Source organism: Undibacterium sp. GW821-FHT07F11 (assembly GCF_059418665.1).
This window is the reverse complement of the sequence record NZ_JBWKQH010000024.1, coordinates 1-5,484: the sequence shown is the minus strand read 5'-3', so window position 1 is coordinate 5,484 and position 5,484 is coordinate 1. Positions and strand designations below refer to the sequence as shown.

Annotated in this window: 6 protein-coding genes and 1 pseudogene; 4 read left to right on the top strand and 3 right to left on the bottom strand. The window is 48.3% G+C overall.

Annotated elements, in window-relative coordinates; translation table 11 throughout:
• A partial coding sequence (locus AC07OI_RS29725) for an STN domain-containing protein (protein ID WP_495259656.1) occupies positions 1 to 684 on the bottom strand: 684 nt, incomplete at its 3' end.
• Between the two features lie 462 nt (positions 685 to 1,146).
• On the opposite strand from AC07OI_RS29725, the gene AC07OI_RS29720 reads away from it, so the two are divergent.
• Entirely contained in the window at positions 1,147 to 2,052 is a 906-nt protein-coding gene (locus tag AC07OI_RS29720) for a GNAT family N-acetyltransferase (RefSeq protein ID WP_495259655.1), read from the top strand.
• A 358-nt stretch (positions 2,053 to 2,410) separates the two neighbouring features.
• On the opposite strand, the pseudogene AC07OI_RS29715 reads toward AC07OI_RS29720, so the two are convergent.
• Together AC07OI_RS29715 and AC07OI_RS29710 are read right to left on the bottom strand one after the other, a co-directional pair.
• Positions 2,411 to 2,739 (bottom strand): annotated as a pseudogene (locus AC07OI_RS29715) (DUF4372 domain-containing protein); the annotation flags it as partial.
• Positions 2,740 to 2,951: 212 nt separating this feature from the next.
• Complete coding sequence (locus AC07OI_RS29710; RefSeq protein ID WP_495259654.1) at positions 2,952 to 3,989, bottom strand: AAA family ATPase; 1,038 nt, start codon at positions 3,987 to 3,989, stop codon at positions 2,952 to 2,954.
• A gap of 271 nt (positions 3,990 to 4,260) precedes the next feature.
• On the opposite strand from AC07OI_RS29710, the gene tnpA reads away from it, so the two are divergent.
• The 3 genes from tnpA to AC07OI_RS29695 all read left to right on the top strand — a co-directional run bounded on the left by tnpA (position 4,261) and on the right by AC07OI_RS29695 (position 5,268).
• On the top strand, positions 4,261 to 4,632 hold the full coding sequence (gene tnpA / locus AC07OI_RS29705) for an IS66-like element accessory protein TnpA (protein ID WP_495259653.1): 372 nt from the start codon (positions 4,261 to 4,263) through the stop codon (positions 4,630 to 4,632).
• Entirely contained in the window at positions 4,629 to 4,961 is a 333-nt protein-coding gene (gene tnpB / locus AC07OI_RS29700) for an IS66 family insertion sequence element accessory protein TnpB (RefSeq protein ID WP_495259652.1), read from the top strand. The genes tnpA and tnpB overlap by 4 nt, the downstream gene beginning before the upstream one ends.
• 70 nt (positions 4,962 to 5,031) lie before the next feature.
• Positions 5,032 to 5,268, top strand: coding sequence for an IS66 family transposase (locus AC07OI_RS29695; RefSeq protein ID WP_495259651.1), 237 nt, complete (start codon positions 5,032 to 5,034; stop codon positions 5,266 to 5,268).
• Positions 5,269 to 5,484: the final 216 nt, after the last annotated feature.

Genomic DNA, 5,484 nt, shown 5'->3' with positions numbered 1-5,484 from the left:
AACGCGCCGGCCATCGATGAGTACCAAGGTCGTGCCTGCACTCAGGCCCCTGAGCTGGATCGGTGCAGCACCCAGAAAGGCGCTCGTGGGCGTAGGCGTCATACCGGCCTGGCTGTTTTGCGCCACTACGTCGCGCACTGAGCCCTCCCCGCTACGCTCGATGCTCTCCTTATCAAAGATGGTGACCGAACCTGGGATCGACTTTGATGAACGGGCGATGCGTGAACCCGTTACAATAACGTTGTCAATCACATTGCTACCAGTTTCTACCATGCTCGTCGCTGTGGGGGCTTCTGCTTTTATAACCGTTGGAGCATCTGCGCGAACTATCAAAAGACCCGATCGCCCTCGCTCTATGTGGAAACCTGATCCAACAAGTAACGTATCTGCTGCTTCCTGCAAACCGTAGCGCCCCTTGAGAGCCGATGAGCGCTTCCCATTAACTGAATTGTTATCGAACGCGAACTGCTGCTGGGTGGCATGCGCCAGCGCTACCAGGGCGGCCCCCAGTTCCTGTGATGGAATATCTAGCGTGTAGCTCTGAGCTTGGGCATAGGCTGGCGCAAGCTTAAAGGATGTTGTCAGAATCGCTAGAGCAATGTTTCCCGAAAGAAAGGCTATTCTTTTTCTTTTAGTTCGCAAGTTTGTCTCCTTTATTTTTTTATCTGGTTTGGTGCCATACACGTAATACGCACCAAATCTCAAGCGGGACAGCATCAGGACAAAAAATTATTGCGCCCCTAGATTTGACCTAATATTTAACGTCGTCTTGAGCATGCACTTGATGACACTAGATAAAGTTTTATGGGTCTCATTACCTTTAATTTTGTAGGAAAAAAGAGATAATTCACTTGGTGAAGTCCAGAACGCACTGCGTCCCACTTTTCTTGGTTCCGGCTTTGTAAGCGCTTGGGCATCCAGGGCACAAGCGAGATGGCAGCGTTGAAGGACATGCTCTCTATATTCTGCTCGACTGACAATCCCCGAAGCCTAAGGTCGCTTAAGCATGCTGCCACGCACCGTGTACTCCATGCGAAATGCCGAAAATCCCCGCAGTAACAGGCACCTCTAAGCTGCGATTGGTACTGCTGCGAGGGTTGCCACTTGTCACTAGAGCACATTTCTGAAATTTCGAGGTAAAGAAAATTGCCATTTTTTTTTAAAAATCGGTTATTTTCTTTAATCGACTTCCTGTTCGGAGATATAGACTTGTTCAAACTTCCCCCGGCCTCCTATGTAAAGTTATCTCCAATGTTGCAAGACATCGAGTTCAACTGCCTTTTTGCTAGGAGCGTTTTAGAAGGCTTAGCGAATGGCGAAGTCTGGACGGACTGTGAAGTCGATCCAACACTGGTTCACATAGTTCATTCGTACGGAATGTCCTTGCTCCTGATCCGCACAGAGAACCCTGATCTGGTTACGCTCCGGAGCCATATAAATTCCTGCCGCGACCGGTTGGAAGATATCTGGATGCAGGTGCACCCAAAACGATATGCAGCGTTAATTGATGTTAGCCTCGATGTAGAGCCAGCGGCGCCAAATAGCTCAGCCTCTGCCTTTCGGATTCAGCGTCACGCTCGCAGTAACTTCACATTCGTGCCAGAGCGATATGCGGAACTGGTTTCACGATACGAACTGCCGAGCCGGTTTCTCGTACGGCCAATGTCTGCAGATGACTTCGCACTTCCCAACATTTCCGTTTCGCCGCATCGGTTCTGGCCTGATGCTCGTAGCTTCTTGGCTCACGGTGGTGGTTATTGTATTACTGATCGCGGGCAAGTCGCTTCGCTCGCATTTACATCGTTTCGCCTAGGTAACCAATTAGAAATTGGAGTCGAGACGTACCCGGAATTTCGTGGCATGGGGCTCGCAAAGCATGCTGGGGCGACCATGATTGATTATTGTCTCGCTGAGGGACTTCAACCGGTTTGGTCCTGCAGGAAACAAAACCTTGCTTCGTTCGCGCTCGCCCTATCGCTTGGCTTCGAACCCAGTATTGAAGGGCCGTACTATTGCTTGCCAAGAACTCGCAAGCAGTCCGGTACCGCCTAACAATTCGTTCAAGTCGAGCCCGCTCAGCAGGCTGGCTTTATTCAGGCGTTAGGCGTCACATGTCAGTCACATCCTAGCACTTGCCTACGGACACTGCCATCGGACATGATTGAGGGAGTCTTTTCACCAACTCGTATCGGGCCTCTCTCACGCGCTGTGATGCACCTGTTGTCGACATATTCTTTGCGATCTTTGGTCAACACCTGGCCTGGTTAAAGGTCCTGTTGCAGATTCGTCATCGCGTCGGTTTTGGAACTCGTGCTTATGTTGAAAAGAGTTCAGTGGAAGGAATGTCTAATAAAGAAAATCGATGCTGTTTGAACCCCAACCCCAACTCCGACCCCAATTCGTCGTGCTAATAAAGCTTGCGAGCACGACGAATAAGCGGCGCAGATTTGCATAGATACGCCAGTCGCGATGTTCGTTGGCGTCGGCCAAGATGTTGCGATGCACGGTTTGGCGAAGACCCATTGCGTACAACTTACCGCTGTTGGCGCCGAGTGTCACTTCGATGTCTCGCAACGACTCGCGCCAAGTCAACTGCGCAAACGCGATTATCCGAAACTGCTCCGCACAAGTCATCCTGCGAACACCGGCATTGCCGGAATAACGATTCTCTATCCGCGCAAAACTCGTCCAAGGGATGAACTCCATTATTTGCGCAAACAAGGTTTTGCCAACATTCATGCTTCATTTCCCAGAACAACAAACCTAGAAAATGACACAAAAATGCAAAATCCAATTTCAAATCGACATCAAACAAAATCTCCCTGTGTCCCACGTCAGTACTGACTTTCAGTATCGATTCACTCAATTTAACCGGACACTAGTGATTGAACAATTATTTAAATATCTAGGTCTATATTTTAAGTTTTATTTTAAATAAAAAGTTTTTATGTTTAAAAAGGTAAGATCGGGCTCCTAGCAATGTCATTGATCCTTTTGATGAGCTCTCTTTGTAGGGACGGATGTAAGTGAACTTCGGGCTCGTCAATTAAACAAATCGCCCTTTTTTTTATTTCATCGCTATTGAGCCACGCTGCAATTTTGGAATAGGCCAACCATCCGGAGGGTATATTTTGTAATGGGACATTTTGCCACTGATCACCATCGTCGCCAGAATAGTAAGTGATGCCTTCGCCGTCATTCAAAAGCCAAATAGGCTCTTGTTGAAGGTTATAAAACCTCTTCATGTCTGAATCATTCGCGCCATGTCTCTTTATAAAAAACTCTCGCTCTTCTTTGTCCGCACCGAAAGTTCCCTTCAACAAGGGGGCAATTTTATTGAGTTCATTGACATGCCGCTCGTCCAATTTTTCTATGCCATTGAGCTGACTTGAATGCCATATTTGTACTGGAAATTTTTTGATAATAGCCTGCACTTGCGGACGATTTTCATAGGAAAATTTGTTGAGGTGCTCATCAATAAAAAATTCCTCTCCGTCGACAATGCTTTCAATCAGCGCTTTTTGATATTCGCTACTGCCATATCTCGTTTTTTTAATAGGTGAACCACTGCTTGGGAAAACTACTTTAAGCATAAACGAGTTGCCTATTAATAGGAAATGAGAATGCATCTGACCAGTCATGTTTTCCCTTGCCAAACTACCCAACATGCCTGAGTCGCGGATGCAATCAATCATATCCAGAACAGTAGATTTGCCTGAGCCATTTTTTCCTATGAAGAGATTAATCGCTGCAAGCTCATAGAGTTGACGTAATGGTTTTCCGCTCTGCTTATTATGTTGGGGATTGTTTTTATAAGCGCGATCACCATTTAGACGACGCATATTTGTTAAGGCGAGATAACGTAAATGTCGTAAAACTAAAGGAGGGGAAGAGTCTTCTTTAGGGATATCAGAAGCGGATTTTTCTACTTTCGCAAAGGCAGATTTTTTTAATCCCAGCAATTCAAGATTGCAAGTGCTGGCACCCATTGACCATCATTCCGGCTTGCACTGGCCACCTGAGCTTGTAGCAGTTGACCGTTACCGCTGAGGTTGCCCTATCAAAGCAATCACCTAAATTATTACGGTTTGCCAGTCCAAATTGCAGTTGATGGAAACCGCTCCTTGGCATGTGCTAAACGTGGGTTTATTTTCGATGTGGAATATTCAACATAGCGTGGTAAGCCCCCGGTAATGTCACCTTGAATCCAAGCAGCTAAGCGCGGATGATTGTGTCCACGTAATAAGTGGACAAGTGTACATGAACGAAGAAATAGATATGCCGCAGGTGCGGCGTCGGCGTCACAGCGTCGAATTCAAGAATCAGGTGGTCGACGCATGCCAACAACCTGGTGTGTCAATTGCAGCGACAGCCCTTCGATATGGATTGAACGCCAACATGGTACGGATCTGGATCCGTGAACATGAACGGCTAAGCAATGATACTAAACAGGCGGTGCCGGTTGCCTCGCTTCCAGCGTTTGTCCCCGTTAGTTTGCCTTTACCGGCAAAACAACCTGAGTCGATGGACATCGTCATCGAGGTCAAGCGCGGTGCAGCGTTGGTGACGGTACGCTGGCCCAGTGTTGCCTCGACGGAATGCGGCAACTGGCTGCAGCACTGGTTACGATGATACGGATCGATGCGATCTGGCTGGCGACCGATCCCATCGATATGCGGGTCGGCTTCGATACCGCCCTGGGCAAGGTCGTTAAAGTGTTTGGCGCAGTGCGCCCCCATCACGCCTACCTGTTTGCCAACAAACGTTCGACGCGCATCAAAGTCCTGGTCTATGACGGATTCGGTATCTGGCTGGCCAGCCGACGCTTGAACAAGGGAAGCTTTGTCTGGGCCGGCAGTGGCCCTTTGTCAATCACGCTCAATGCCGACCAGATCCAGGCGCTGGTGACCGGCCTGCCGTGGCAGACACTCACGCACGATCACCACATCACTGTGGTGTGAGTACCACGAAGATGTAAACCGATGTAAACATCCTTGCCGAATCAGGCTTTTGTCTGGCACATTGCCGGACATGGATTTCACTGTTGACATCACTCAGCTCAACCCGGACCAGATCCGCGACTTAGCCATCCGGCTGCAGGCCGAGGGACGGTTCCGGCAAACGGTGATTGATAAGCTGACCCACGAACTGGCCATCCTGAAACGGCAGAAGTTTGCCGCCACTAGTGAAGCGTATACCGGTGAGCAGCAGCGCGAACTGTTTGAGACCTTGGAAATGGATGTGGCTGGTGAAGTTCACGCTATTTAAGAAAAACATCAAATTATTTAAGAATCTCGATATTTAAGAAATAATTTACATTTATTGCAACTATATCTTGATGCCACTGCGCTAGCGCGTTCTCAATAGAAAATTCTGAGATGATGGGACTCCAGAGATATGCGCACAATCTGTGCGTTTGCTAGCTGAATTGATAATCATCTAGCCGTCCCCCTTCGGCAAGCACTGAGAGATAAAGTTACGGTG

What these genes read in the sequence shown, in the direction of transcription:
- AC07OI_RS29710 (WP_495259654.1), bottom strand. Translation starts at nt 3,989, where the DNA reads ATGGGTGCCAGCACTTGCAATCTTGAATTGCTGGGATTAAAAAAATCT.
- tnpA (WP_495259653.1), top strand. Translation starts at nt 4,261, where the DNA reads ATGAACGAAGAAATAGATATGCCGCAGGTGCGGCGTCGGCGTCACAGC.
- tnpB (WP_495259652.1), top strand. Translation starts at nt 4,629, where the DNA reads ATGATACGGATCGATGCGATCTGGCTGGCGACCGATCCCATCGATATG.
- AC07OI_RS29695 (WP_495259651.1), top strand. Translation starts at nt 5,032, where the DNA reads ATGGATTTCACTGTTGACATCACTCAGCTCAACCCGGACCAGATCCGC.